Source organism: Amycolatopsis sp. lyj-84 (assembly GCF_046549075.1).
GTDB lineage: Bacteria > Actinomycetota > Actinomycetes > Mycobacteriales > Pseudonocardiaceae > Amycolatopsis.
Window position 1 is genome coordinate 948,153 of the sequence record NZ_JAJPWO010000001.1, and the last position, 25,332, is coordinate 973,484.

Genomic DNA, 25,332 nt, shown 5'->3' on the forward strand with positions numbered 1-25,332 from the left:
TTCCGGGTGACCACGGCGCCGGGTGGTTCGTGAGGGGCACTCACGTCCACACCCCTTCCCCTCGTGAGCAATCCGGGCGCCCTCACCACCCAAATCACTCACGAGCGTGACGTTCGACTCCCCCCTAGTAGCGCATCGGCCCCAAGGGAGTTAACCTACTCGCGAGTAGGTAAGCGAGGCAGGGAGACTCACCGTGGGTGCGCCTAGGAAACGAGACGCGATGGGCTTCGGCCTGTCCGCGCTCACCCGGCTGGCCGGGAGCAAGGTCATTGAACGGGCCGGACTTCGGAAGCCCGTGCAGAACCTGGTCAGTGCCGGGACGCGCAACGGCTTCCGGGTCGCGGGCGCGGCGGGACGGACGTTCAAGTCCGCCCAGAAGCTCGGCAAGCCCGCGCGGCTCGCGCCGGCCGAGGACACGGGACTGTTCGACCTCACCCCGAGTGAGGACCAGCAGCTCATCGTCGAGACCGTGACGGAGTTCGCGGCCGAACAGCTGCGGCCCGCCGCGGCCGACGCCGACGCGAAGCTCCAGGCCCCCGAAGGCCTGCTGAGCCGCGCCGCCGAACTCGGGATTTCGCTCGTCGGCATCCCCGAGGAGCTGGGCGGCATCGGCACCGAACGGTCGGTCGTCACGAACGCGCTGGTCGCCGAGGCCCTCGCGCACGGCGACCTCGGACTGGCGGTCGCGGTACTCGCGCCGTCCGCGGTCAGCACCGCGCTGGTGTCCTACGGCGACGAGCAGCAGCAGGCGGACTACCTGCCCGCGTTCGTCGGCGAGAACGTCCCGGCCGCGGCGCTCGCGCTGCAGGAGCGGACGGCCTTGTTCGACCCGTTCAAGCCCGCCACCAAGGCCCGCCGCACTCCGAAGGGCTACCAGCTCGACGGCGTGAAGTCGCTGGTCCCGCGTGCCGCGGACGCCGAGCTGTTCATCGTCTCGGCCGACCTCGAAGGCCGCGGTCCGGCGCTGTTCCTCGTGGAGTCGTCCAATGCGGGCGTGACCATCGAGACCGAACCGGCGATGGGCCTGCGCGGCGCGGCGACCGGGAAGCTGCACCTGGAGAAGGTCGCCCTGCCCGCCGGAGCACTGCTCGGCGGCGGTAAGGCCGAGGTCTTCACCGAGGTCGTCCGGCTCTCGCGGCTCGGCTGGGCCGCGCTGGCCGCCGGTACCGCGAAGGCCGTCCTCGACTACGTGGTGCCTTACGTCAACGAGCGCAAGGCGTTCGGCGAACCGGTGAGTCACCGGCAGGCCGTCGCGTTCTCGGTGGCCGACATCGCCATCGAGCTGGAAGGACTGCGGCTGGTCGCGCTCCGCGCCGCCGCTCGCGCCGAACAGGGCAAGCCGTACGCCCGCGAGGTCGCGCTGGCCCGGAAACTGGCCGCCGACAAGGGAATGCAGATCGGCAGCGCCGGAGTACAGCTGCTCGGCGGGCACGGCTTCGTCAAGGAGCACCCCGTCGAACGCTGGTACCGCGACCTCCGCGCGATCGGCGTGATGGAAGGCGCCGTCCTCCTCTAGGACTTTCGAAAGGCAATCATGATCAACCTTGAGGTTCCGAAGAAGGCCGGCACCCTGATCAACCAGGCGTACCAGGCCGCGGCCGAGGTGTTCCGGCCGATCTCGCGCAAGTACGACCGCGCCGAGCACACCTATCCCGCCGAGCTCGACATGTTCGCCGCGCTGCTGGACGGGCTGAACTCCTCCGGCGAGGGCGGCGCGGGCGCGGCGGGTGTCCGCCGGTCCGAAAAGAACGAGAAGCCGGGCAACCGCAACGGGTCCAACCTGAACATCGTGCTCGGCACGATCGAGATGTGCTGGGGCGACGTCGGTCTGCTCCTGTCGATGCCGCGTCAGGGCCTCGGGAACGCCGCGATCGGCTCGGTCGCCACGGACGAACAGCTCAAGAAGTTCTCCGGGCTGTGGGCCGCGATGGCGATCACCGAACCGGACTGCGGCTCGGACTCGGCCGCGATCACCGCCACCGCGCGCCTCGACGGCGACGAGTACGTGATCAACGGAGAGAAGATCTTCGTGACCGCGGGCGAGCGCGCCGACGCCGTCGTCGTCTGGGCCACTCTGGACAAGACGAAGGGCCGCGCGGCGATCAAGTCGTTCGTCGTCGAGAAGGGAACGCCCGGTTTCGAGGTGGTGCGCGTCGAGCACAAACTCGGCATCCGCGCCTCCGACACCGCCGTGCTGCGCTTCGAGAACGTCCGCGTGCCCGTGGAAAACCTCCTCGGCACGCCGGAGATCGACACCGCCAAGGGTTTCGCCGGGGTCATGCAGACCTTCGACAACACCCGCCCGCTGGTCGCCGCCATGGCCATCGGCGTCGCCCGCGCGGCGCTGGAGGAGACCCGGAAGATCCTCACGGACGCCGGGGTGACCATCGACTACGACAAGCCCGTCCACAGCCAGCACGCGGCCGCGGCCACGTTCCTGCAACTGGAAGCCGACTACGAAGCGGCGTACCTGCTGACCATGGAATCGGCGTGGATGGCCGACAACCGCAAGCCGAACTCGCTGCAGGCCTCGATGGCCAAGGCGAAGGCGGGCCGCTCGGTCGTCGAGATCACGCTGAAGTGTGTCGAGCTCGCCGGAACCTTGGGCTACACCGAGGAATCGTTGCTGGAGAAGTGGAGCCGGGACGCGAAGATCCTGGACATCTTCGAGGGTACGCAGCAGATCCAGCAGCTGATCGTGGCTCGCCGGATCTTGGGCAAGACGAGCTCCGAGCTCAAGTAGCGCCCGAAGTGCCGTGAAGGGGCCCGTGCAGCTGCACGGGCCCCTTTCCTGTTTATTCCCAACAAACTCCATCATCACGACAACACCATCAAGTGAACCGCCCCGACGTCCGGGCGGAGGTACTCTCGTACCTTCCCCGCCCGCCAAGGCCGGAGTCGCGATGAGACTCGCCGCTCGACAGTTCCCCCCTGCCGCACAGTGGTGCCTCATCGTCCTCGGCGTCACGATCTGCTACTTCGCGACCGGCCAGATCGGCATCCAGTGGGCGATCGTGCGGGAGCAGATCTCACCGCTGTGGCCGGCGGCCGGGGTCGCGCTGGCGGTGCCGATGTTGCTGGGGCCGCGGTTCTGGCCGGGGATCTTCCTCGGCGCCCTCCTGACGAACATCGCCATCGGGCCTTCACTCGCCACCGTCATCGCGATCTCGGCGGGCAACACGATCGGCCCGATGCTGGCCTACGCGGTGATGCGGCGGCTGGGTTTCCGCACCCAGCTCGACCGGCTTCCCGATGCCGTCCTCCTGGTGACGATCGGGGCGATCGGAGGCACGGCCGTCAGCGCCGTGCTGGGCACCGGCGTGCTGGTCCTCGACGGCGCGCTGGTCTCCGGGGACTTCTGGTCCACGGCGCTCGTGTGGTGGACCGGCGACGCGATGGGCGTCCTGACGGTCACTCCCCTGTTGCTCCTGGTGCCGAGGTTCCGGCTGCCGACACGAGTCTCCCCGGCGCGCTGGGGCGAAGCGATCGCGTTGGCGATCGTGGGCACCGGCACGGCGCTCCTCTCGTCCACCACCCCGGCCAAGCTGTTCCTGGTCTTCCCGGTGCTCGTCTGGGCCGCGCTGCGTTTCCGGCAGGCAGGGGCGATGCTGTGCTCCTTGTGCGTCTGCACTCTCACGATCTTCGCCGCCGTGCGCGGGCTCGGCCCCTACGGTTCGTACGCGCTCGTCCCCCGCATGCTGCACGTACAGGCCTTCGACGCCACTGTCGGGATGACGGCGCTGGTGCTGTCCACGATCGTCCTGCAACGCGACCGCGCGACCGCCGAGATCACCGAAGCCTGGCTCCAGATCACCGAGATGGTCGATATGATCGCGCCACGCCAGTCGTTGCGCAGCGCCATGAACCAGCGCAGGAGCGAAGACCTCGCCGACTGAGGTTCAGCCGGCCTGTTCGTCGAGGAAGCGGTCGAGATAGCGCCACGTGGTCCCGCGGGCCTTCCGGCCGGTGAGGACGCCCAGGTGCCCGCCTGGCGCGGTCTTGAAGGTCACCGAAGGCGAGTTGTCCAGGAGGCCGGTGAGCCGTTCGACGGCCGCGCGAGGGGCGATCGTGTCGTTCTGCCCGGCGATGACCAGGGTCGGCACCTTGACGCCGGACAGCGCGATGATGCGGCCGTTGAGGTCGACGGTGCCCTCGGCGAGGTCGTTGGCGCGGAAGAACCGGTGGTAGATCTGGCCGAACGTGCGCCCGGGGTAGGCGATCATGTTGTCCATGAAGTGGTCGACGGCCTCGATCTGCGCCAGGTAGTCCCGGTCATCGAGATTCTTCAGGATGGCCAGCGGCTTGGTGATCTCCTTGCTGATCCCGGTCGCGCGGAAGACCCGGCTGACCAAATAGGACGGTGCGCCGCCGAGCACGCGGTAGATCGGGGTCAGCAGGTGGCCGCCGGTGAGGTCCACCAGCGGGCGGAACGGGGCGATCAGCGGGATCGCGGTGAAGTCGAACGGCGACGCGATGGTCGCGATCGACTCGATCGGCAGGTCGGGCTGGTCGGCCGCGGTCAGCAAGGAGAAGATCCCGCCGAGGCACCAGGCGATGACGTGGACGGGCTGGCCGCCGGCGTCCTCGCTGACCTTGCGGATCGCGCGCGGGAGGACCTCGTCGATCCAGTGCTCGATGCCCAGGCGCCGGTCGGAGAACGCGACGTTGCCGTAATCGACCAGGTAGGTGTTGCGGCCTTCGTCGACCAAGTGCTCGGCGAGGCTGCAGCCGCGCCGCAGGTCGAAGCACAGCGCGGGCGCGGCGAGCGGCGGCACCAGCAACACGGGCGGGCCGGACGCCGGGGCCTTGCCGTTCGTCAGCCGGTACACCGAACGGTTGGGGCCCTGGTCGATCAGGACCCGCGGCACCGGGCGGAGATCGGCGACACCACCGTTCAGCACCTTCCCGACGACGTTCGACGCGGCGGCGGCGAGCCGTGCCGGGGGTGTTGCCATGAGGTGCCTCCTGGAGGGATGAACGCGGTAATGGGCAATCTTGCCGCGTACGGGCGCACGACTCAACACCGTCGCCGCCCCAAGCCGTCCACTTCGGACGGTTGTTAGGCCGTCCGAGCTAAGAACCGGCACCCTTTTCGGCCGCCGGGGCACTCCTCGCGGCACGCGATTCGTACTCCGCGCGAGCACTGGAATGCGTTGCGGAGGACAAAATCTTGTCGCCACCCAGGGCACGGAGCAGCCCTTCGCCGAAGCGGCGCGGGAGCAGTCGTGTGATCCTGCCCATGGCGTCCAGCGATGCGGGAACGAAGACGTCGAATTTGGGACGTCGCAAGGCATCGACAATGGCGTACGCCACATCTTCCGGCTGGACCGATTTGAAGAACTTCGCCTCGCCGAGCCCGCTGGCCAGCTCCGTGCGCACCACGGCGGGCATCACGCACGAGACCAGCACACCCGTTCCGTGCAGTTCCAGATGCACCGATTCCGACAAACCGACGACGGCGTGTTTCGTGGCGCAGTAGGTGGCGGCGCCGGGGAATCCGGCCTTACCGGCCATCGAAGCGATGTTGACGATGTGGCCGGTGCCACGCGGGCGCATGCGCTTGACCGCTTCCCGGGTGCCGTGGATGACGGCGTGCAGGTTGATCTCGAGCAGCCGCCGGGTGGCCGCGTCGTCCTCTTCGTCGAGCGGCGCGAGCGGCATGATGCCCGCGTTGTTGATCAGCACGTCGATCGGGCCGACGCGCCGCTCGACCTCGTCGAGGAACTCGGTGAAGCCCTTCGTGTCGGTGACGTCGAGCGGCAGCGCCTCCGCGCCCAGCCCGGCCGCGGTCTTCTCCGCGAGGACCTGGTCCAGGTCACCGATGACCACCTTGGCGCCGAGCCCGGCCAGCGCCTTCGCGGTACTCGCCCCGATGCCCTGCGCCGCTCCGGTGATCACGACGACCTTGCCTGCGAGGGAACGTTCACGCTTGGCCATGGGGGCTCCTCTGCGACTCCGCTGTCCGGGGCACTGTTGGCAATGTGTCAACTATGGTGCACCCGAAGCCGCGAAGAAGCCAGACCTAGGGACGCTGCTCGAAGACCTGGCCGATCCAGCCGTTGACGTCGAAGCGCTCGGTCGGCTTGAAACCTTGGCTCTCGTAGTAACGCTGCAGGTCACCGTCGCCACCGGCCCAGCAGTCGACCCGCACCAGGCCGGTCCCGCGCTCCCGCGCCTCGGCCAGCGCGAACTCGACGAGCCGCGAGCCGACCCGGTGACCGGCGAACCGGCGCGAGGTCAGCAGCAGGCCGACGTAGATCTCGGGTTCGTCGACCGGCGGGACGTGCGGGAACCGGTCACCGAGGACGATCGCCCCGGCCGCTTCGCCGCCGACCTCGGCGATGTGCAGGCCTGGCCCGTCGGCGATCCCGCGCACCCGTTCGATCCGCTTCGGGATCGTGGACCACGGCTCGGTCCCCCACTGGCCCTCACTGCCCCGTCCGACCAGCCACGCGACGGCCTCGTCGAACATGTCCAGCAACGCTGGGAAGTCCCCAGAACCACCCTGCCGGATGATGAAATCGTTCATCCTTCCGTTCTACAACATCGTGAGGACGCGCGTGGCTGGTGTCAGGGATCGTCAGGCGACGCCGAGGTGCCGCGCGATCAGCATCCGCTGCACCTCCGAGGTCCCTTCACCGATCTCCAGGATCTTCGCGTCCCGGTAGAACCTGCTCACCGGGAACTCGTTCATGAAGCCGTACCCGCCGAAGATCTGCGTCGCCTCGCGCGCGTTGTCCATGGCGGCGTTCGACGCGACGAGCTTCGCGATCGACGCCTCCTTCTTGAACGGCTCACCGCGCAGCATCTTCGACGCCGCCGCGTAGTACGCCAGCCGCGCGGTGTGCGTGCGCACCTCCATGTCGGCGACCTTGAACTGGATCGCCTGGTACTCGCCGATCTTGTGCCCGAACGCCTCGCGCTCCTTGACGTACCGCAGGCATTCGTCGACACAGCCCTGCGCGAGCCCGACGCTCAGCGCGGCGATCGCGACCCGGCCTTCGTCCAAAATGGACAGGAACTGGGCGTACCCGCGGCCGCGTTCGCCGACGAGGTTCTCGGCCGGGACGCGGACGTCGTCGAACGAGAGCTCGTGGGTGTCCGAGCAGTTCCAGCCGACCTTGGAGTACTTCGGCGCCACCGCGAAGCCCGGGGTGCCGGACGGGACGATGATCGCCGAGATCTCCTTGCGCCCGTTCTCCTTCACGTCGGTGACGGCGGTGACCGTGACCAGTTTCGTGATGTCGGTGCCGGAGTTGGTGATGAACGACTTGCTGCCGTTGATCACCCAGGTGTCGCCGTCGAGTTTCGCGCGCGTGCGGGTGGCGCCCGCGTCCGAGCCGCCACCGGGTTCGGTGAGCCCGAAAGCGCCGAGCGCGGTGCCGGCGCACAGCTCCGGGAGCCACTTTTCCTTCTGTTCCCGGGTGCCGAACCGGTAGATCGGCATGGCGCCCAGCGAGACCCCGGCCTCGACGGTGATCGCGACCGACGAGTCGACGCGCGCCAGTTCTTCCAGCGTCAGGCACAGCGCGAAGTAGTCGCCGCCCATGCCGCCGTACTCCTCGGGGAAGGGCAGCCCGAACAGGCCCATCTCGGCCATCTTCGCGACGATCTCGTACGGGAACTCCTCCCGTTCGTACAGGTCGCCGATGACCGGGGCGACCTCGGAGCGCGCGAATTCCTCGACCGTCTTGCGCAGCGCCTCGTACTCGTCATCCAGCCGAAAGTCGATCATTGGCCATCCTTTTGGGGTGTCACAACGGCTACCGTTTCGTCCAGCGCGACCTGTTGGCCTGCCCGGACGGGGAGTTCGCTGACCACGCCGTCGATCGGCGCGGTGATCGTGTGCTCCATCTTCATCGCCTCGACGACCACGAGCGGCGTTCCCGCGCTCACGACGTCGCCCGCGGCGACCTTGACCACGAGCACGGTGCCGGGCATCGGGCTGGTGACCGGTCCGGCGCCGCCCGCGGCACCGGCGGCCGCCCGCAGCCTTTCCCGCTCACCGATCGCGAAGCTGTGGCCGTCCCGCGCGAGCCAGACGGTCTTCCCGCGGCCGGCGGCGTGCCGGTAGCGGTGGAAACCGGTGGGGTGCCGGACTTCCAGCAGGTCGCCCTCGCGCCGCGCGGAGACCCGCACGGCCTCGGCGCCGTCGACGCTGACGAGCGCGTTCGCCGGGGTGCCCTGCACCCGGACGACGGCTTCGGAACTTCCCGACTTCAAAGTGAAGTCGATCCCGCCGGACGCGCCGAGCCGCCAGCCGTCGGGAACGTCCCAGGGATCGATGACCGATCCCTGCGGCTGCAAGGAAAGCAGCCTGTCGAGCGCGGCGGCCACGAAGAACTCCGGCGGCACCTCTTCGGAGACCAAAGTGGACAGTTGCCGGTCGACGAGGCCGGTGTCGAGCTTGCCGTCGCGGACGTCGCCGTCGGCGAGGAGCCCGCGCAGGAACGCGACGTTCGTGCCGAGGCCGAGCAGTGCGGTGTCGGCGAGCGCCAGATCGAGCCGGTGCAGCGCGGCCGCGCGGTCCGGTCCCCAGGCGATGACCTTGGCCAGCATCGGGTCGTAGTTCGAGCCGATGACCGCGCCCTCGCTCATCCACGAGTCGACGCGCACGCCCTCACCGGACGGTTCGTGGACCGCGAGCACGGTCCCGCCGGTGGGAATGAAACCTCGAGCGGGATCCTCTGCGTAGACGCGGGCTTCGATGGCGTGGCCGTCCAGCCGGACGTCGTCCTGCGACACGGTGAGCACGTCGCCCGCGGCGATCTTGACCTGCCATTCGACGAGATCGAGCCCGGTCACCAGCTCGGTCACCGGATGCTCGACCTGCAGCCGCGTGTTCATCTCCATGAAGAAGAACTCGTCGGGTGCCTTGGCCGACACGATGAACTCGACCGTTCCCGCGCCGACGTAGCCGACAGACCGGGCGGCCTCGACAGCGGACGCGCCCATCTTCGCGCGCGTCGCCTCGTCCAGCAGGACCGACGGGGCTTCTTCGATGATCTTCTGGTGCCGCCGCTGCAGGCTGCACTCGCGCTCGCCGAGGTGGATCACGTTGCCGTGGGTGTCGGCGAGCACCTGGATCTCGATGTGGCGCGGCGTGGTGACGAACCGCTCGATCAGCAGGGTGTCGTCACCGAAGGAACCCTTGGCCTCACGGCGAGCGGACTCCACGGCGGCGTCCAGTTCGGACGTCGCGTTCACCAGCCGCATGCCCTTGCCGCCACCACCGGCGGACGGCTTGATCAGCAGGGGGTAGCCGACCTTCTCCGCGGCGGCGGTGAAACCGCCCTCGGGAATGTCCACATCGGACGCACCCGGCACGACCGGGACGCCCGCCTTGGACACCGTCGCCTTGGCGCGGATCTTGTCGCCCATGGCGTCGATGGCCTCGACCGGCGGGCCGATGAAGACCAGCCCGGCTTTCGCGCAAGCACGGGCGAACTCCGCGTTTTCCGCGAGGAAACCGTAGCCGGGGTGCACCGCCTGCGCGCCCGTGTCGAGCGCCGCCTGGACGATCGCCGGGATGGACAGATAGCTTTTCGCCGCTTCGCCCGCGCCGATGCGGACCGCGGTGTGTGCCTCGCGGACGTGCTTGGCATCGGCGTCGGCGTCGCTGTACACCGCGACCGAACGGATGCCGAGACCCCGCAGTGAACGGATCACGCGGACGGCGATCTCCCCGCGGTTGGCGACCAGAACCGTGTCGAACATGCTCACATCCGGAAAACGCCGTAGTTGACATCGGACAAGGGCGCGTTGGCCGTCGCGGACAGCGCGAGGCCGAGCACCGTGCGGGTGTCCGCCGGGTCGATCACGCCGTCGTCCCACAGCCGCGCCGTCGAGTAGTAGGGGCTGCCCTGCGCCTCGTACTGCTCGCGGATCGGGTCCTTGAAGGCCTCTTCGTCCTCCGTGGACCATTCGCCGCCGCGGGACTCGATGGCGTCACGGCGGACGGTCGAAAGCACCGACGCCGCCTGCTCACCGCCCATCACCGAGATCCGCGCGTTCGGCCACATCCACAGGAACCGGGGCGAGTACGCGCGGCCGCACATCGAATAGTTGCCCGCGCCGAACGAGCCGCCGATGACGACGGTCAGCTTCGGCACCCGCGCGCAGGCCACCGCGGTGACCATCTTCGCGCCGTGCTTGGCGATGCCGCCCGCCTCGTAGGCCTTGCCGACCATGAAACCGGTGATGTTCTGCAGGAACAGCAGCGGGATCGAGCGTTTGTCGCACAGCTCGATGAAGTGCGCGCCCTTCATCGCGGACTCGGCGAACAGCACGCCGTTGTTCGCGATGATGCCGACGGGGTGGCCGTGGATCCGGGCGAACCCGGTGACCAGCGTCGAGCCGTACTCCTTCTTGAACTCGCCGAACCGGCTGCCGTCGACGATCCGCGCGATGACCTCGCGGACGTCGTAGGGCACGCGCGGATCGGTCGGGACGACGCCGTACAGCTCGTTCGGGTCGGCGACCGGGGCCTCGGTCGGGAGGACGTCCCACGGGCGCGGCGCGCGCGGCCCCAAAGTAGACACGATCGAGCGAACGATGCGCAGGGCGTCCGCGTCGTCCTCGGCCAGATGGTCGGTGACGCCGGACTGACGCGAGTGGACGTCGCCGCCGCCGAGTTCCTCGGCCGTGACGACCTCGCCGGTCGCGGCCTTCACCAGCGGCGGGCCGCCGAGGAAGATCGTGCCCTGGTTCCGCACGATGACCGCTTCGTCGCTCATCGCCGGGACGTACGCGCCACCCGCGGTGCACGAGCCGAGCACCGCCGCGATCTGCGGGATCCCGCGCGCGGACATGGTCGCCTGGTTGAAGAAGATCCGGCCGAAGTGTTCACGATCCGGGAAGACCTCGTCCTGCCTCGGCAGGAACGCGCCGCCGGAGTCCACCAGGTAGACGCACGGCAGGTTGTTGTGCAGCGCGACCTCTTGGGCGCGCAGGTGCTTCTTGACGGTCATCGGGTAGTAGGTGCCGCCCTTGACCGTGGCGTCGTTGGCGACGATCACGCATTCGCGGCCCGAGACCCGCCCGATCCCGGTGATGATCCCGGCCGACGGCGCCTCGTCGTCGTACAGTCCGGTGGCGGCCAGCGGGGACAGTTCCAGGAACGGCGACCCCGGGTCGAGGAGGGTGTCGACCCGGTCGCGCGGCAGGAGTTTCCCCCGTTCGACGTGCCGGGTGCGGGACTTCTCCGGGCCTCCGAGCCGGGCCGCGTCGAGACGCTTGTGCAGATCCTCGACCAGTTCGGCGTGGGAGGTGACGCTGCGGGCGTATTCGTCGCTGCCGGGGTCGGCGGAAGTGCTCAGTACGGGTGTGTCCATGGCTCCTCGTCGCCAAGTTAGCCGTCGTTAACTCGCCCTCGTAGGTTAACGGCCACTAACCTCACTTGTCCACCGCACCCGGTATGCGCGTGAAGGCCCCCTTCCCGCGGCCCTGGTTTTAGATGACCAGCCGAGGGAAGGGGGCCTTCACGCGCAAAACGTCAGCCGATCGCGGAGACCAGCGGGTTGTAGTAGCCACCGCGCTGACCGGTGGCCGTCGGGTGGTACGAGTTCACGATCGGCCAGGTGAGGCTGTGCAGGTAGTCGTTGGCCGACGAGCAGATGTTGTGCCCGGTGAAGGCACCCCGCACGTCGACGAACTTCGCACCGTGCGCGGAGGCACGGGCCGAGAGCACCGACGCCAGCGCGTCGGAGCCCGAGTTGATCGCGGAGCGCTTGGTGTCGCTCAGCCCCACCGAGCACGAACCCGGCACCGTGTAGAAGCGCGGGTACCCGAGGACGACCAGCTTCGCGCCGGGCGCCTTCGACTTGATCGTGCTGTAGACGTTGTTCAACAGCCCCGGCAGCGTGTTGTTGACGTAGTTCTTCGCGGTGTTGACCCGGTTGATGCAGGTCTGGTCGCTGCCGGTGGTGCAGGTGGTCATGACGTCGGCGAACCCGGCGTCGTTGCCGCCGACCGACACCGTGACCAGCGTGGTGCTGGAGGTGACGTTCGCGGCCTGGCTCAGCACGTCGCCGGTGCGCGCCCCCGAGCACGCGACGAACTTGAACGAGGTCCCGGCATGGGCGTTGGCCCACAGCTGGGGGTAGGAGTTGGCACTGCGCATGCAGTCGCCCGAGTTCCCGTAACTGCCGGCACCGACGCCGGACGAGTACGAGTCACCGAGCGCCACGTAGTTGGTCGCCGCTTGAGCGGTACCGGCGAGCCCGAACGTGGCAAGGACAGCGACCCCCAGGGCCGCAACCGATCGAGTGAAGGAAAGCGCTTTGATCCGAGCAGGGACGGCCATGGTCACTCCTTCGTGACAAGTTAACGAGACACAGCATTACCAGGTGGTAGCTCGACACAAAAGGGTCATTTCCCCAGGTAACCCGCTTGGCCCAGGCTGGAAGTACGGCCGCGTGTTAGCGCTCGCTAACACGCGGCCTTAATATGGCCAGATGCCGGCGAACCCCACCCCACTCGTGAACGGCGAGAAGGCGAACAGGCGCGAACAGATCATGGCCGCCGCCGCCGAGCTCTTCGCCCACCACGGTTTCCACGGTGTCGGCATCGATGACATCGGCGCCGCGGTCGGCATCTCCGGCCCGGCCCTGTACCGGCATTTCCGCAGCAAGGACGCCATTCTCGGCGAGATGCTGAACTCGATCAGCCGCTACCTCCTCGACGGTGGGACGGCCAGGGCGAGCCAGCGGGACGAGCCGGGTGAGGTTCTCGAAGCACTGGTGAATTTTCACGTGGACTTCGCGCTCGCGCATCCCGCGTTGATCACCGTCCAGGAGCGGAATCTCGCCAATCTCACCGACAGTGACCGCAAACAGGTCCGCGCCATGCAGCGTCAGTACGTCGAGGTCTGGGTGCGCGCGATCAGCGACGCCGTCCCCGGGATCGGCGAGCGCCAGGCGCGCTCCGCGGCGCACGCGGTCTTCGGGTTGATCAACTCGACGCCGTACAACCGCCATCTCGGTGACAGCGAACTGGCCGAAATGCTCTGTCGTCTCGCGCTGGGTGCACTGCACGCCGCGAAGTGACCACGTCCGGGTTTCGGTCTATCCCCACTTTTCCGTCCTCTGGTGTTTGATAGGCACGTGGAGCCGGACAGGAGCGAGTACGAGCGGAGGCTCGTCGAAAAGGCGCAGCGTGCGCTCGTGGCGATCAGCCTCGGGGAGGACGCCGAGGCGCTCGACGAGCTCGCGCCGACTGCCGTCGAGCCGCAAGCCCGGTCCGAAGAGACCAAAGAGCTCGTGATGATGCTCTTCGGCGAATGCAGCGCCATGGTGTCGACACTGGGTGATGGAGGAAGTGCGCCGGTCAAGGTGCAGGTGTTCGACGAGGACGGTGAAGAGGTCTCGATCGATCAGGCGGATCCTCCCGTGCGGACCGCCGTGCGCACCCTGCTGGCCGAGGTGCACGGCAACAGCGAGGCCGCGCAGGAACAGGTCGAGATCGCGCTCGCCAACGCCGCGCCGGACGAGGTCGACAGCCTGGTGCTGCAGGCGCTGCGCTGGACGATCCGGCTGTCGGCGGAATGCCTGGACCGGGATCTGCCGGTAGCGCCCTGGATCTCCGACGCCGTGGCGGACTAGACGTCGGCCAGGTCGGTTGACTGTCCACTCGGGACACTTTGAAGCGACCAAATATCTGATTGATGCCTATATGCGCGCTTTGCGACGGGGTCGTGAGTGGCGATGTGGGTTCTATTGAGGAGAAGGGCAAACGTGGCGTGCTCGTGCCGTTTTCGGCGTCGGGCGTGGGGCAGGTGTTGTGCTGGGTGGCCCTGTTCCTGGCCGGGGCTGAAGGTTCAGGCCGTGTGGGTCGGGTTGGTCGTGAGCGCCACATCAGCCTCCCGGGACGTCGCGAAAGCCACTTTCGCGACGTCTGATGTCCCGAAAGTGGCTTTCGCGACACGGCCACTCGGCACCGGACGAGGCAAAGGACACCTTCATCCCACCGCCAGCCTCGCCCACGAACACGCCACCGTTGACTCACCCCTCAATAGATGAGCTTCGTGACCCAGGTGCCTAGCCGAGAAGCAGCTTCACCAGCCGGGCGATCTGCTCGGTTTCGATCAGGAACGAGTCGTGCCCGTAGGGCGAGCCGATGACGGCGAACTCCGCCCCGGCGACACCGTCCGCGATCGCCTGCGACTGGTACAGCGGGTAAAGCCGGTCGCTGTCCACCCCCGCGGCGACCGTGCGCGCGGTGATCCGGCCGAGCGCGTTCTCGACGCCGCCCCGCCCGCGGCCGACGTCGTGGGTGTTCATCGATTCGGTGAGCACGACGTAGCTGCCGGCGTCGAACCGGCGGGACAGTTTCCCCGCGTGATGGTCCAAATAGGACTCGACGGCGAACCGGCCGCCGCGCAACGGGTCCTCGTCGTCCTGATGGCGGCGGCCGAACCGTTGCGACAGCTCGCCTTCGCTGCGATAGGTGACGTGCGCGATCCGGCGGGCGATGCCGAGGCCTGCGTGGGGGCCGCCACCAGGGACGTCGTGGTAGTCGCCGCCGCGCCAGCCCGGATCGGACCGGATGGCGTGCAGTTGCGGCGCGGCCCAGGCGATCTGGTCCGCCGAAGCCCGCGCCGTCGACGCGAGGACGAGCAGCGACGCGACCCTGTCCGGCTCGCTCACCGCCCATTCCAGCGCGCGCATCCCGCCCATGGAACCACCGAGCACCGCGGCCCACCGGCCGATGCCCAGCGCGTCGGCGAGGACGGCCTCGGCGGCCACCTGGTCCCGGACGGTCACGGCGGGAAACCTGCTGCCCCAAGGACTTCCGTCCGGATGCGGCGAAGACGGGCCGGTCGAGCCCTGGCAGCCGCCGAGCACGTTCGGGACCACGACGAAGAAGGCGTCCGTGTCGACGGCCTTGCCGGGACCGATCAAGCCGTCCCACCAGCCCGGGCTGACGTGGCCGTCCTCCGCCGGGCCGACGGCGTGGCTGTCCCCGGTGAGCGCGTGCTCGACCAGGATCGCGTTGGAGGCGCCGGAATTCAGCGTCCCCCAAGTCTCGTAGGCGAGGGTGAACGGGATCTCCGGCCCGGTTTCGAGCGGCTGGACACCGGTGACGAACCGGCGGCGGCCGGGTGGATCCCCCTCCCGCCACGCACCGGTGGCGGGAGGGAGATCCGGAGCCTGGGTCACAGAGCCGCCTTGGCCGCCCGGAATCCGGCCTCGAGGTCGGCCTTGAGGTCCTCGATCCCTTCCAGGCCGACGGCGAGCCGCACGAGGCCCGGCGTCACCCCGCTGGAGACCTGCTCCTCGGGCGTGAGCTGGCTGTGCGTCGTCGAAGCGGGATGCACGATCAGGCTGCGCACGTCGCCGATGTTGACCAGCTGGCTGTGCAGTTCCGTACCGTCCACAAAGGCCCGCCCGGCGTCGACACCGCCCCGCAGGTCGAACGAAAGCACCGCGCCGGCGCCCTTCGGCAGGTACTTCTTCGCGGCCTCGTGGAACGGGCTCGACGGCAGGCCCGCGTAGTACACCTTTTCGACCTCGTCGCGCTGTTCCAGCCATTCGGCCAGCGCCTGCGCGTTGGAGACGTGCCGCTCCAGCCGCAGCGACAGCGTCTCGATCCCTTGCAGGATCAGGAAACTGTTCAGCGGCGCGATCGCGGCACCGGTGTCGCGCAGGATCTGGACGCGGGCCTTGGCGGCGTACGCGCCGGGGCCGAGCGCCTCCCAGTACTTGAGACCGTGGTAGCTCGGGTCGGCCTCGTTGAAACCGGGGAACCGCGCCGGGTCCTTGCCGAAGTCGAAGGTGCCGCCGTCGACCAGCACACCGGCGACCGTGGTGCCGTGACCGCCGAGGTACTTGGTCGCCGAGTGGACCACGATGTCGGCGCCGTGTTCGATCGGGCGGACGAGGTACGGGGTCGGCACGGTGTTGTCCACGACCAGCGGGACACCGGCGTCGTGCGCGGCGTCGGCGACCTTCCGGATGTCGAGGACGTTGCTGCCGGGGTTGGCCAGCGTCTCGGCGAAGAACAGCTTGGTGTTGGGCCGGACCGCCGCCTTCCACTGCTCGATGTCGTCCTGGTCCTCGACGAACGAAACCTCGATGCCCAGCTTCGGCAGCGTGTAGTGGAAGAGGTTGTAGGTACCGCCGTAGAGCGACGGGCTGGAGACGAAGTGGTCGCCCGCGTTCGCGAGGTTGAGGATGGCCGCCGTCGTCGCCGCGGTCCCGGAGGCGAACGCCAGCGCCGCGACACCGCCTTCGAGCGCGGCGAGCCGCTGCTCCAGGACGTCCTGCGTGGGGTTGTTGATCCGCGTGTAGATGTTGCCGGGCTCGGCGAGACTGAAGAGATCGGCGCCGTGCTGGCTGTCACGGAACACGTACGAGGTGGTCTGGTAGATCGGGGTCGCCCGCGCGCCGGTGGCGGTGTCCGGCGCCGCACCCGCGTGGATCTGCTTGGTCTCGAACGACCATCCGTCCGCGCTCATCGCGATTCTCCTAGCGGTTCAAGGGTTTCGGCTGTGGTCACCGAAGCTAGCTCCGCCGAACGGAGCACCCAACCATTCTCAGGAGGTGGGATTCCGCTCCTGAAGAGCGAACCTGTTGCCCTCCGAATCGGTGAACATCGCCCACCAGCCCCAGGGCTGCTTCTCCGGACGCGCCGGGAACTCGACGCCCTTCGCCGTGAGCTCCTCGCAGGTCTTTTCGATGTCGTCGGCGTAAAAGAAGAAGTTGGCCGTCGGGAGTTCGTCCCGCACCGCGAAGCGTTCGAGGTCCTCCGGGGCGGTGCTCAGGACCAGTGCCGTCACACGATCGGGGGAAGTGACCTCGACCCACCTGTTCCCCTTGTCGTCGTACGGCACGTCAGTGGTGATCTCGAAGCCGACGACCTCGGACCAGAACTTCTTCGCCCGTTCCTGATCCCGTACCCCGACGACGATCTTGTGGACACCTTGAATCGGCATGCCCGGCTCCCTTTGTATCCATCATGGATATAACGATATCGGAGTGTATGCTTCCCGGATGGCCGACGGCAACCCGCAGCTCACCCCCGCGGCGTTCCAGACCCTGCTGGCACTCGCGAACGGCAAAGGCGGCCGCGCGCACGGCTACGCGATCATGGGTTTCGTCGACGAGTTGAGCGGCGGGACCGCTCAACTCGGGCCCGGCACGCTGTACCGGACACTGGCCCGGCTCGTCGCCGACGGCCTGGTCGAAGAGGCTCCGGACGCGAGCGAGGACCAGCCGCACGACTCGCGCCGCCGCTACTACCGGCTGACTCGCGACGGCCGGGAAGTCGCCGCCCGGGAGGCGGAGTTTCTGAGCAGGCTCGTCGCGGTGGCGGGCCAGGCTGGACTACTGAAGCGCGCGGAGTCGGCGTGAGCCGGGCGCTCGGCCTGGTGCCGCATCTGTTCGTCAAGCACGTCGACACGTCGATCTCTTTCTACGGCAAGGTGTTCGGCGCCGTGGAACTGTTCCGCAACGTACTGCCGGACGGGGTCGTGCTGTTCGTGGAACTCGCCGTCGGTGACGCGCGGCTGCTGGTGAGCCAGGAGATCCCGGCGCTGGACGCCCTCGCGCCGTCGACCCTCGGCGGCACGCCGATGCTGCTGACCTTGGAGACCGACGATCCCGACGACCTCGTCCGGCGCGCGGTGTTCGCGGGTGCCCGGGTGGAGGCGCCGGTCGAGGAAATGTTCTTCGGCGAACGCTACGGCCGGATCGTCGATCCCGACGGGCATCGCTGGGCGCTGACGACCAAACGGGAGCGGTTCACTCCCGAGGACATCGACGCCAGGACCCCACCCGAGGTCTGAGTAGGTGCGACAGGTGACCGGCGGACGTCTCCTCGGGCAGCGCGTCAGCGCGATGAAGGGGCACCCTCGGCGCTCGGCGTGAGTGATCTTCGAGACGGCCCCTTCGGCGTGTTTTCGTCAGCGGGCGCAAAATAGGGCATGGTTTCCGTACGCAGTGTCGTCGACCGGGTCGGGCCGACACTGCTGCACGCTCTTCAGGTCCCCGACGAGTCCCCCGCCGTCGGCGACGTCGTCATCGCCGAACCCGGCAACACCCTCGCCGCAGGGGACCTCGTCCTCGGCGTCGCGATCACCGAAACGTCCGAAGCCGCGGAACTCGTCAAGCACAGCGCGGCCAAAGGCGCCGCCGCCGTCCTGCTGAAACCGCCGCTCGCGGCGAAACCCTCGGTCAAGCGGGCGGCGAAAACGGCGGACATCGCGTTGATCGAAGTGCGCCCGGCGACATCGTGGGCCCAGCTCGTCTGGCTGCTCAGGACCGTCCTCGACGCGCTGGCCGACGAGTCCGACGCCCTGGAGGACGGTGGCGGACCCGGGTCCGGTGACCTGTTCCGGCTCGCGGACGCCGTCGCTTCGGTGGTCGACGCGCCCGTGACCATCGAGGACACCAACTCGCGGGTGCTCGCCTACTCGGCGAGGCAGGATCTGACCGACTCGGCGCGCGTGTCCACGATCATGGGCCGCCGCATCCCCGACGACGTGCTCGCGCGATTCCGGTCACGAGGGGTGTTCCGCGAGCTTTCCCGTGGGCGGCAAACGATCTTCGTGCCCGCGCAGCGCGACGGCACGCTGCCCCGGCTCATCGTGCCGATCCGGATGGGCGGTGAACTGCTGGGGTCGATGTGGGCGGTCGTCGCGGGCCCGGTCTCCGACGAACGCGCGGCCGCCTTCGCCGACGCGGCGCCCGTCGTCGCCCTGCACCTGCTGCGCCGTCGCGCGCACACCGATTCCCAGCGCCGGGTCTCGGCCGAGCTCCTGCGCGCCGTGCTCGAAGGGAAGGCCAGCCCGCGCAAGGCGATCGCGGAACTCGACCTGTCCGAGGAGCCGCATCGCGTCGTCGTCATCGAGGTTTCCGGCGGCGACGGCCGCGACGACGAGGGGCTGCGGCTCGCCCTCCTCGAACGGATCTCGCAGGGCGTCGGCAGGCGGCCGGTGGCCACCGAACTCGGCGGCGTGCTCTACGCCGTCGTCCCGGACGGCGACGGCTGGGGCGAACTCCGGGCCGCGCTGGAAGCCCTGCCCGCGTCGAGGAAGGGCGGGACACCGCGGGCGGCCGCGGGGTCCGCCTGCGAAATCGGCGAACTCGCGACGTCCCGCGTCCAAGCCGACGAGGCGTTGGGCCTGCTGCGCGCGAAGCTCGTACCCGGTCGCGTCGTGGTCTTCGACGAGGCGTGGAAGGAGCTTTCGCTGCACCGGGGAGCGACCGCGGCCAGCACGGCGAAGGTCGCCGAACTGGGCCCGCTCGGCTTGTTGCGCGCGCACGACGAAGCCCACGAGAGCGGCTACGTCGACACGCTCTACCAGTGGCTCAGGCATCCCGGCGACCCGCGCGCGGCCGCGAAGGAACTTCGAATTCATCCGAACACCCTGCGGTATCGCCTGCGGCGGCTGCTCGATCTCGTCCCGCTGGATCTCGACGACCCCGACGTCCGGCTGGCGTTGATCACGCAGCTCGTTTCCCTGCGCTGGAGCTGATCGGCATTCGACTAAAGAACGTTCACTAACGAACACTTTGTAGTGCGACAAAATCTTGAGCAGACGTCATGAAAGGGTCTTTCAGGACGCGCTTTGATCAGCGCTGTCGTCTTGAAAGACCCTTTCCTGACATCCGGACGGCTAGTGCGCGCTGGCGCGATATCCGTCCTCAATGGTCTGCCGCACCGCGGCGAGCAGATCCGCACCGGGGTAAAGCGGCAGAAGCACACCGGGGCCACCGTCGACCCGCAGGGCGGCTTCGTAGCCATGCCCGGGAGTTTCGACCAGACCCACGATGACATCAGCCGGATTGCCTTCGGTGTCGACGGTGCGGACACGCCGCTCCCGCCGCCAGTCCTGATTTGTCATGCGCAACAGAATGGCAGCTTACCGGCCAGTAAGATCAACATCTTGACTCGATCGTGCTGCATTTACCGTTTCGCAGGTTGCACGGCCGCGCCCACCCCCAGCGAACGCGGCCGTACGTCATACCCGATAACCGAGGTCGTCGGCGGCGAATCGCTTCGGCACCATCCGGACCCAGACGGTCCCTTTCACCTCGGGATCATCGTGCAGGTAAGAACGAAATCGCGCATCCCATTTGCACTCGTCGGCCCCGAGATACCGGCTCAGCAGCCGCCGTCCACGTGGGACGTCGAACGGCAGCACCTCCGCTTCGCCGCGCGCGAGAACTTGCCGTACCGGCCGGTGCCGACATCGCAGACGTCGACGGTCAACGCGATCGACGGTGACTCGCGCACGAGTCCGGCCAGCCGCGCCCACGGTCCGGTGAGGATCCAGAAGGCCCGGTTCTCCCAGAGATACCAGGTCGGGCGCACGGTCGGCCCCGCCGTGGCGACCCTGGCGGTCAGCGGACCGGCGAGGAATGCGTCGACGTCGAACATCAGACCTCGAGCAACGTCTTGCCGAGAGCGCCACGCGACTGCATCACCGCGTGCGCGTCCACCGCCCGTTCGAGGGGGAACCGTTGACCGATCAGGGGTTCCAGCCGCCCGGCGGCGGCCTCGGCGAGCGCGGACCCGGTGAACGCCCGCATCTCCGCCTGGCCGCCGATGTCCCGGATCACCGTGACCCCGCGCGCGGCCGCGTCCTCTTCGGACACCTCGGTCCACGAACCACTCGAGAGCCCGTAGATCAGCATCCGGCCGCCGGGCTTCAGCAGTCCGAACGACGTCTTCCCGACCTCTCCGCCGACACCGTCGAACACGACGTCGACCTCGCCGGCCTTCGCCGCCCAGTCCGGCTCGCGGTAGTCGACCGCCAGATCGGCGCCGCGTTCCCGGACGTGCTCGGTCTTCGCCGGGCCACCGGCCGCGCCGACGACCTCCGCCCCCGCGGCCTTCGCGAGCTGGACGACCAGTCCACCGACCCCGCCCGCCGCGGCTTCGACCAGCACGCGCTCCCCCGGCCGGACGCGCGCGGCGGTCACCAGCGCCGTCGCCGTGCGGCCGTCGGCGAGGATCGCCACCGCGGCGTCGAGGGCCAGCCCGTCCGGCACCTCGAAGACGGAATCGGCGGCGACCGCGACCCGCTGCGCGTACGCCCCGGAGCCCCCGGTCGAGGTCACGACCCGCTTCCCGACCAGACCGAGGTCGACTCCTTCACCGACGGCGCTGATCACACCGCCGACGCCGTTGCCCGGGATCATCGGCAACTCGGCGCGGAACGGCCCGCCTCCGCCGGCGCGGAACTGGGTCTCGACGAACGTGATGTTGGCGAACGCCACCTCGACCAGGGCCTGGCCCGCTGCGGGCACCGGATCCGGGGCGTCACCCGCGACGAGCACTTCGGGCCCGCCGAACTCTCTCAACCACACGGCTCTCATGTGACCCAAGGTGCAAGCTCCAGTTCACTGGAGGTCAAGTGGTTGTTCCCGGAAAACCATGATCGGTGCTCAACCTTGTCCCGCGCGCACGATGACACCGCCGTCCGGGTGGCTCACCGTGAGTGGCAGCACCTTTGTTCTCGAACCCGCCGCAGGAGGCAGTCCCGTGCGTATCGCCGTCCCCCGTGAAATCAAGAGGCATGAGTACCGCGTGGCGCTCACCCCGGCGGGCGTGCACGAACTGACCGGGCGCGGCCACGACGTCTTCGTCGAAACCGGCGCCGGCCTCGGCTCGTCCATCACCGACGAGGAGTACCTCGCCGCGGGCGCGAAGATCCTCGCGACGGCGGAAGAGACCTGGTCCGAGGGCGAACTCGTGCTCAAGGTCAAGGAGCCGATCGCCGAGGAGTACCCGCGGCTGCGCGCCGACCAGGTGCTGTTCACCTACCTGCACATCGCCGCGGACCGGCCGCTGACCGACGCGCTGCTGGCCGCAGGCACCACCGCGATCGCGTACGAGACGGTGCAGACCCCGAACCGCGCGCTGCCGCTGCTCGCGCCGATGTCCGAGGTCGCCGGACGACTGGCGCCGCAGGTGGGCGCGTTCTCGCTGATGAAGCCGAGCGGTGGCCGCGGCGTGCTGCCCGGCGGCATCCCCGGTGTCCACCCGGCGCGCGTGGTCGTGATCGGCGGCGGTGTCGCCGGGATCAACGCGGCGCGGGTCGCGCTCGGCCTCGGCTCGGACGTCGAGATCCTCGACACCAACGTCGACCGTCTCCGCCAGATCGACAACGACTTCGGCGGCCGCATCCGCACGGTGACCTCGAACGCGCTGTCGGTCGAGCAGTCCGTGCTCGAGGCCGACATGGTCATCGGCGCGGTGCTCGTGCCCGGCGCGAAGGCGCCGAAGCTGGTCTCGAACGACCTCGTTTCGCGGATGCGCCCGGGCAGTGTGCTGGTGGACATCGCGATCGACCAGGGCGGCTGCTTCGCCGACTCGCGGCCGACCACGCACGACGAGCCGACCTACAAGGTCCACGAGTCGGTGTTCTACTGCGTCGCGAACATGCCGGGAGCCGTCCCGCGCACGTCGACCTATGGGCTGACCAACGTGACGCTGCCGTACGCCGTCCAGCTGGCGGAGTTCGGCTGGCAGAAGGCGCTGCAGGCGGACGCTTCGCTCGCGAAGGGCCTCAACACGCACGCGGGCGCCCTGACGAACGCCCCGGTCGCGGCCGCGCACGGCCTGCCCGCCACGGATCTGGCCGCCGTCCTGGCCTGACCCCCAAGCCACACTCCCACGCGAGGGACCTTTGTCACCCCAGTGCAAAGGTCCCTCGCTCCTTTTCGAAGTACATGAAGGCCCCCTTCCTTGCGCCTAGCGACAGGAAGGGGGCCTTCATGTACTTCGGAGAACCTCGGGACCCAGACATAACGGCGGCCCGCTCAACCAACCTGGGGGTCATTGGGAGCGGGCCGCCTCCTACATCGTAGGTAATAAGTCGCCGTCGCGCTGCATGGGGTTGCCAAGTCTTCGGAAATATTTCTTCACGAACCGCCCCAACGGTCGGTGAATTTCCGCGCCCTGGACCGCATAACCGGTAGTCAGCGGCCATTCGGCCCAGCGGCGGGTGCGCTGGGGGACGGAGTCGTCACCGCACCGAACGTGACGAAGGTCGCTTTCGGCGGATTGACCCCTTCCGCGGGTGCGGACTCACCGGGTGAGGCAGGATGTCGCGTGATCGGCCTTCGTCAACAAAAGGGGACGGTATGCACGACGGCAGTGGCCGCATCGCGGTGCAGAATTTGAGCAAGCAGTTCGGTGCGGTCAACGCGGTCCAGAATCTGAGCTTCACGGTGGAGCCGGGTTCGGTGACCGGGTTCCTGGGACCCAACGGGGCCGGGAAGACCACGACGCTCCGGATGCTGCTCGGGCTGGTGACGCCCACGAACGGCACGGCGACCATCAACGGGCGCCCGCACGACCAGCTGGGCAATCCGGCACGGGTCGTCGGTTCGGTGCTGGAGAACGAGGGCTTCCACCCGGGACGCACGGCGCGGAATCACCTGCGCGTGTACTCGGCGGCGATCGGGATGCCGGATCAGCGGGTGGACGAGGTGCTGGGCCTGGTCGGCCTGTCGTCGGCGGCGGACCGCAAGGCGGGCGGGTTCTCGCTCGGCATGCGGCAGCGGCTGGCGCTGGCGACGGCGCTGCTGGGGAACCCGCAGGTGCTGGTGCTGGACGAGCCGACGAACGGTCTCGACCCCGAAGGCATCCTCTGGCTCCGGAACTTCCTGCGCGCGTACGCGCGTGAGGGGCGCACGGTGCTGGTCTCGAGCCACCTCCTGAACGAGGTGGAGCAGACGATCGACCAGGTCGTGATCATCAGCCAGGGCATGACGCGCTACAACGGCTCGCTGGACCAGTTGCGCAAGAGCAACCAGTCCCGCGTGCTGGTGCAGTCCGCCGACGCGAACGGCCTCGTCGCCGCGCTGCAGGAAGCGGGCATCACGCAGGTCTCGCCGATGCCGGACGGCCGGGTCGCGGTCTCCGGTGCGACGGTGCAGCAGATCGGTGACATCTCCGCCAAGGCGAGCATCGCGGTCTACGGCATGCAGGAGGAGACCGCGGATCTCGAGCGGATGTTCTTCCAGCTGACCCAGGGCCAGTACGCGGCGCCGCAGCCCGGTTTCCAGCAGGGCCCGCCGCCGGGCTACCAGGGTCCGCCTCCGGGTTACCAGGGCCCGCCGCCCGGGTATCAGGGGCCGCCGCCCGGCTACGCGCCGCAGAACACGCCGCCGCCCGGTTTCGCGCCGCCGAACACCCCGGCTCCCGGATTCGCACCGCCGCAGCAGCAGTTCCAGCAGCAGGGTCAGCCGCCGCAGCAACAGCAGTACCAGCAGGCGCCGCCTCAGCAGCAGGCGCAGCAGCAGGGCCAGAACGAGGGCTGGGGAGGCCAGGGCTGATGGGCAACCTGATCAAGGCGGAGTTCCGCAAGACGCTCACGCTCAAGGCGTGGTGGGCGCTGATGATCCCCGCGGTGGTCTTCGCTTTCGCGTTCGCCCTGTTCTGGGGCATGGTCACGAACGACTTCAGCGACTTCCTCGGTCGCTCGGACACTCGTGAACTGACCGAAGCGCTCGGCATCTCGACCGGCGAACTGCCCGTCGGCCTGCTCGCCCTCGGGCACGGCATCAACATCGGCACGATGATCCCGATCATCTTCGGTGTCTTCGCCCTCGCCGGCGAGTACACGAAGAAGACGATCACCACGACGTTCCTCACCGCCCCGAACCGGGTTTCGGCGTTGAGCGCGAAGATGATCACCTACGTCGCCTGGGGCGCGATCTACGGCGTGATCATCGTGGGCGCGGCGAGCCTCGGCACCGTGATCACGGTCGACAGCGCGCGCCTGCCGACGGCGGGCCAGTGGCTGGGCGTGCTCGGCGCCGGTGTCCTCGCGACGATCCTGGCGACCCTGTTCGGCATCGGGGTCGGCGCGGTCTGGCGCAGCGTGATCGGCAGCATCATCACGCTGACCATCTGGATGCTCGTGGTCGAGAACGTCCTGGTGTTCGTGTCCTTCGGTGCCTGGGACATCACGTGGCTCGGCGGGGTCCTGCCGAACGGCACGGTCAACGGCATCGTGGGCGCCATCGGCGCGGAGGCCTTCGGCGCCGCCGGCGTGAAGGTGCCCGGCCTGCAGGACGAGACGGCGTGGGCGCTGCAGTACGCGGCCGGCGCCCCCGGCGCCTTCTCGTGGTGGGCCTCGGCGCTCATCTTCTTCGGCTGGACGATGGTCTTCTTCCTCGCCGGCTGGGCCGTGAACCAGAAGAAGGACATCACGTAGGTCTTCACCAAAGCGCGACATGAAAGGCCCGTTACTTGCAAATTTTGCAAGTAACGGGCCTTTCATGTCACCAGGCTCTCCCCAGAACCGGCCGATCCTGTCGGTCGCGCCGCATAGGCTGGCGGGGTGACTACTGCTCCACCTCGCCCGCGTCAAGC

General features: G+C 68.6%; 23 protein-coding genes and 1 pseudogene. 11 read left to right on the forward strand and 13 right to left on the reverse strand.

Features of this window, described 5'->3' with window-relative positions; genetic code table 11:
- Positions 1-220 precede the first annotated feature (220 nt).
- The 3 genes from ACLJRM_RS04655 (at position 221) to ACLJRM_RS04665 (ending at position 3,896) form a co-directional block, all read left to right on the forward strand.
- Positions 221-1,516 carry an acyl-CoA dehydrogenase family protein gene (locus ACLJRM_RS04655; protein WP_101610360.1) on the forward strand — a complete coding sequence of 432 codons (1,296 nt, stop codon included), beginning with the start codon at positions 221-223 and terminating at the stop codon, positions 1,514-1,516.
- An 18-nt stretch (positions 1,517-1,534) separates the two neighbouring features.
- Positions 1,535-2,743: an acyl-CoA dehydrogenase family protein gene (locus tag ACLJRM_RS04660; RefSeq protein WP_101610361.1), complete on the forward strand. Its 1,209-nt coding sequence runs from the start codon at positions 1,535-1,537 to the stop codon at positions 2,741-2,743.
- Between the two features lie 160 nt (positions 2,744-2,903).
- Positions 2,904-3,896 carry an MASE1 domain-containing protein gene (locus ACLJRM_RS04665; protein WP_410662376.1) on the forward strand — a complete coding sequence of 331 codons (993 nt, stop codon included), beginning with the start codon at positions 2,904-2,906 and terminating at the stop codon, positions 3,894-3,896.
- Positions 3,897-3,899: 3 nt separating this feature from the next.
- On the opposite strand, the gene ACLJRM_RS04670 is transcribed toward ACLJRM_RS04665, so the two are convergent.
- From ACLJRM_RS04670 to ACLJRM_RS04700, 7 genes are all read right to left on the reverse strand, one after another.
- Entirely contained in the window at positions 3,900-4,955 is a 1,056-nt protein-coding gene (locus ACLJRM_RS04670) for an alpha/beta fold hydrolase (protein WP_410600636.1), read from the reverse strand.
- A gap of 118 nt (positions 4,956-5,073) precedes the next feature.
- A complete protein-coding gene (locus tag ACLJRM_RS04675; RefSeq protein WP_101610364.1) occupies positions 5,074-5,937 on the reverse strand; it encodes an SDR family oxidoreductase in 864 nt (287 codons plus the stop codon).
- 85 nt (positions 5,938-6,022) lie between these two features.
- Positions 6,023-6,529 (reverse strand): GNAT family N-acetyltransferase, encoded by a 507-nt coding sequence (locus tag ACLJRM_RS04680; protein ID WP_410662377.1) that lies wholly within the window; start codon positions 6,527-6,529, stop codon positions 6,023-6,025.
- 51 nt (positions 6,530-6,580) lie between these two features.
- The gene (locus ACLJRM_RS04685; RefSeq protein WP_410662378.1) at positions 6,581-7,735 is read right to left on the reverse strand and encodes an acyl-CoA dehydrogenase family protein; all 1,155 of its coding nucleotides are present in this window, start codon (positions 7,733-7,735) and stop codon (positions 6,581-6,583) included.
- Positions 7,732-9,717, reverse strand: coding sequence for a biotin carboxylase N-terminal domain-containing protein (locus tag ACLJRM_RS04690; protein WP_410662379.1), 1,986 nt, complete (start codon positions 9,715-9,717; stop codon positions 7,732-7,734). The genes ACLJRM_RS04685 and ACLJRM_RS04690 overlap by 4 nt, the downstream gene beginning before the upstream one ends.
- A 2-nt stretch (positions 9,718-9,719) precedes the next feature.
- Complete coding sequence (locus ACLJRM_RS04695) at positions 9,720-11,333, reverse strand: carboxyl transferase domain-containing protein (protein ID WP_410600631.1); 1,614 nt, start codon at positions 11,331-11,333, stop codon at positions 9,720-9,722.
- Between the two features lie 161 nt (positions 11,334-11,494).
- Positions 11,495-12,304, reverse strand: a complete 810-nt coding sequence (locus ACLJRM_RS04700; RefSeq protein ID WP_101610369.1) for an SGNH/GDSL hydrolase family protein — start codon at positions 12,302-12,304, stop codon at positions 11,495-11,497.
- Between the two features lie 151 nt (positions 12,305-12,455).
- Here ACLJRM_RS04700 and ACLJRM_RS04705 point away from each other — a divergent pair, with 151 nt between their 5' ends.
- Together ACLJRM_RS04705 and ACLJRM_RS04710 are read left to right on the forward strand one after the other, a co-directional pair.
- On the forward strand, positions 12,456-13,046 hold the full coding sequence (locus ACLJRM_RS04705) for a TetR/AcrR family transcriptional regulator (RefSeq protein WP_167406015.1): 591 nt from the start codon (positions 12,456-12,458) through the stop codon (positions 13,044-13,046).
- A gap of 57 nt (positions 13,047-13,103) precedes the next feature.
- On the forward strand, positions 13,104-13,601 hold the full coding sequence (locus tag ACLJRM_RS04710; protein ID WP_101610370.1) for a hypothetical protein: 498 nt from the start codon (positions 13,104-13,106) through the stop codon (positions 13,599-13,601).
- A gap of 435 nt (positions 13,602-14,036) precedes the next feature.
- Here the strand turns inward: ACLJRM_RS04710 and ACLJRM_RS04715 are convergent, their stop codons facing one another.
- The 3 genes from ACLJRM_RS04715 to ACLJRM_RS04725 form a co-directional block, all read right to left on the reverse strand.
- On the reverse strand, positions 14,037-15,158 hold the full coding sequence (locus ACLJRM_RS04715) for a homoserine O-acetyltransferase (protein WP_410662380.1): 1,122 nt from the start codon (positions 15,156-15,158) through the stop codon (positions 14,037-14,039).
- Entirely contained in the window at positions 15,155-16,456 is a 1,302-nt protein-coding gene (locus tag ACLJRM_RS04720) for a bifunctional o-acetylhomoserine/o-acetylserine sulfhydrylase (protein ID WP_101610372.1), read from the reverse strand. Before ACLJRM_RS04720 ends, ACLJRM_RS04715 begins: the two co-directional genes overlap by 4 nt.
- A 78-nt stretch (positions 16,457-16,534) precedes the next feature.
- The gene (locus ACLJRM_RS04725; RefSeq protein WP_410600629.1) at positions 16,535-16,933 is read right to left on the reverse strand and encodes a VOC family protein; all 399 of its coding nucleotides are present in this window, start codon (positions 16,931-16,933) and stop codon (positions 16,535-16,537) included.
- A gap of 58 nt (positions 16,934-16,991) precedes the next feature.
- On the opposite strand from ACLJRM_RS04725, the gene ACLJRM_RS04730 reads away from it, so the two are divergent.
- From ACLJRM_RS04730 to ACLJRM_RS04740, 3 genes are all read left to right on the forward strand, one after another.
- Positions 16,992-17,351, forward strand: coding sequence for a PadR family transcriptional regulator (locus ACLJRM_RS04730; RefSeq protein ID WP_410662381.1), 360 nt, complete (start codon positions 16,992-16,994; stop codon positions 17,349-17,351).
- Positions 17,348-17,785, forward strand: a complete 438-nt coding sequence (locus ACLJRM_RS04735; RefSeq protein ID WP_101610375.1) for a VOC family protein — start codon at positions 17,348-17,350, stop codon at positions 17,783-17,785. Before ACLJRM_RS04730 ends, ACLJRM_RS04735 begins: the two co-directional genes overlap by 4 nt.
- A gap of 138 nt (positions 17,786-17,923) precedes the next feature.
- Entirely contained in the window at positions 17,924-19,477 is a 1,554-nt protein-coding gene (locus ACLJRM_RS04740) for a PucR family transcriptional regulator (protein WP_101610376.1), read from the forward strand.
- 141 nt (positions 19,478-19,618) lie between these two features.
- Here ACLJRM_RS04740 and ACLJRM_RS04745 read toward each other — a convergent pair whose 3' ends face one another.
- The 3 genes and pseudogenes from ACLJRM_RS04745 to ACLJRM_RS04755 all read right to left on the reverse strand — a co-directional run bounded on the left by ACLJRM_RS04745 (position 19,619) and on the right by ACLJRM_RS04755 (position 21,323).
- Positions 19,619-19,846, reverse strand: a complete 228-nt coding sequence (locus tag ACLJRM_RS04745; RefSeq protein WP_007033850.1) for a hypothetical protein — start codon at positions 19,844-19,846, stop codon at positions 19,619-19,621.
- Between the two features lie 117 nt (positions 19,847-19,963).
- A pseudogene (locus ACLJRM_RS04750) lies at positions 19,964-20,382 on the reverse strand (pyridoxamine 5'-phosphate oxidase family protein).
- Complete coding sequence (locus tag ACLJRM_RS04755) at positions 20,382-21,323, reverse strand: zinc-binding dehydrogenase (protein ID WP_410662382.1); 942 nt, start codon at positions 21,321-21,323, stop codon at positions 20,382-20,384. Before ACLJRM_RS04755 ends, ACLJRM_RS04750 begins: the two are co-directional and overlap by 1 nt.
- 166 nt (positions 21,324-21,489) lie before the next feature.
- On the opposite strand from ACLJRM_RS04755, the gene ald reads away from it, so the two are divergent.
- The 3 genes from ald to ACLJRM_RS04770 all read left to right on the forward strand — a co-directional run bounded on the left by ald (position 21,490) and on the right by ACLJRM_RS04770 (position 25,174).
- On the forward strand, positions 21,490-22,605 hold the full coding sequence (gene ald / locus ACLJRM_RS04760; protein WP_101610379.1) for an alanine dehydrogenase: 1,116 nt from the start codon (positions 21,490-21,492) through the stop codon (positions 22,603-22,605).
- A gap of 488 nt (positions 22,606-23,093) precedes the next feature.
- The gene (locus ACLJRM_RS04765; RefSeq protein ID WP_101610380.1) at positions 23,094-24,290 is read left to right on the forward strand and encodes an ABC transporter ATP-binding protein; all 1,197 of its coding nucleotides are present in this window, start codon (positions 23,094-23,096) and stop codon (positions 24,288-24,290) included.
- Entirely contained in the window at positions 24,290-25,174 is an 885-nt protein-coding gene (locus tag ACLJRM_RS04770; RefSeq protein WP_101610381.1) for an ABC transporter permease subunit, read from the forward strand. The genes ACLJRM_RS04765 and ACLJRM_RS04770 overlap by 1 nt, the downstream gene beginning before the upstream one ends.
- Positions 25,175-25,332: the final 158 nt, after the last annotated feature.

What these genes read in the sequence shown, in the direction of transcription:
- ACLJRM_RS04770 (WP_101610381.1), top strand. Translation starts at nt 24,290, where the DNA reads ATGGGCAACCTGATCAAGGCGGAGTTCCGCAAGACGCTCACGCTCAAG.
- ACLJRM_RS04685 (WP_410662378.1), bottom strand. Translation starts at nt 7,735, where the DNA reads ATGATCGACTTTCGGCTGGATGACGAGTACGAGGCGCTGCGCAAGACG.
- ACLJRM_RS04675 (WP_101610364.1), bottom strand. Translation starts at nt 5,937, where the DNA reads ATGGCCAAGCGTGAACGTTCCCTCGCAGGCAAGGTCGTCGTGATCACC.
- ACLJRM_RS04740 (WP_101610376.1), top strand. Translation starts at nt 17,924, where the DNA reads ATGGTTTCCGTACGCAGTGTCGTCGACCGGGTCGGGCCGACACTGCTG.
- ACLJRM_RS04700 (WP_101610369.1), bottom strand. Translation starts at nt 12,304, where the DNA reads ATGGCCGTCCCTGCTCGGATCAAAGCGCTTTCCTTCACTCGATCGGTT.
- ACLJRM_RS04755 (WP_410662382.1), bottom strand. Translation starts at nt 21,323, where the DNA reads ATGAGAGCCGTGTGGTTGAGAGAGTTCGGCGGGCCCGAAGTGCTCGTC.
- ACLJRM_RS04725 (WP_410600629.1), bottom strand. Translation starts at nt 16,933, where the DNA reads ATGCCGATTCAAGGTGTCCACAAGATCGTCGTCGGGGTACGGGATCAG.
- ACLJRM_RS04665 (WP_410662376.1), top strand. Translation starts at nt 2,904, where the DNA reads ATGAGACTCGCCGCTCGACAGTTCCCCCCTGCCGCACAGTGGTGCCTC.
- ACLJRM_RS04730 (WP_410662381.1), top strand. Translation starts at nt 16,992, where the DNA reads ATGGCCGACGGCAACCCGCAGCTCACCCCCGCGGCGTTCCAGACCCTG.
- ACLJRM_RS04680 (WP_410662377.1), bottom strand. Translation starts at nt 6,529, where the DNA reads ATGAACGATTTCATCATCCGGCAGGGTGGTTCTGGGGACTTCCCAGCG.
- ACLJRM_RS04660 (WP_101610361.1), top strand. Translation starts at nt 1,535, where the DNA reads ATGATCAACCTTGAGGTTCCGAAGAAGGCCGGCACCCTGATCAACCAG.
- ACLJRM_RS04655 (WP_101610360.1), top strand. Translation starts at nt 221, where the DNA reads ATGGGCTTCGGCCTGTCCGCGCTCACCCGGCTGGCCGGGAGCAAGGTC.
- ACLJRM_RS04765 (WP_101610380.1), top strand. Translation starts at nt 23,094, where the DNA reads ATGCACGACGGCAGTGGCCGCATCGCGGTGCAGAATTTGAGCAAGCAG.
- ACLJRM_RS04745 (WP_007033850.1), bottom strand. Translation starts at nt 19,846, where the DNA reads ATGACAAATCAGGACTGGCGGCGGGAGCGGCGTGTCCGCACCGTCGAC.
- ACLJRM_RS04705 (WP_167406015.1), top strand. Translation starts at nt 12,456, where the DNA reads ATGCCGGCGAACCCCACCCCACTCGTGAACGGCGAGAAGGCGAACAGG.
- ACLJRM_RS04690 (WP_410662379.1), bottom strand. Translation starts at nt 9,717, where the DNA reads ATGTTCGACACGGTTCTGGTCGCCAACCGCGGGGAGATCGCCGTCCGC.
- ACLJRM_RS04695 (WP_410600631.1), bottom strand. Translation starts at nt 11,333, where the DNA reads ATGGACACACCCGTACTGAGCACTTCCGCCGACCCCGGCAGCGACGAA.
- ACLJRM_RS04670 (WP_410600636.1), bottom strand. Translation starts at nt 4,955, where the DNA reads ATGGCAACACCCCCGGCACGGCTCGCCGCCGCCGCGTCGAACGTCGTC.
- ACLJRM_RS04720 (WP_101610372.1), bottom strand. Translation starts at nt 16,456, where the DNA reads ATGAGCGCGGACGGATGGTCGTTCGAGACCAAGCAGATCCACGCGGGT.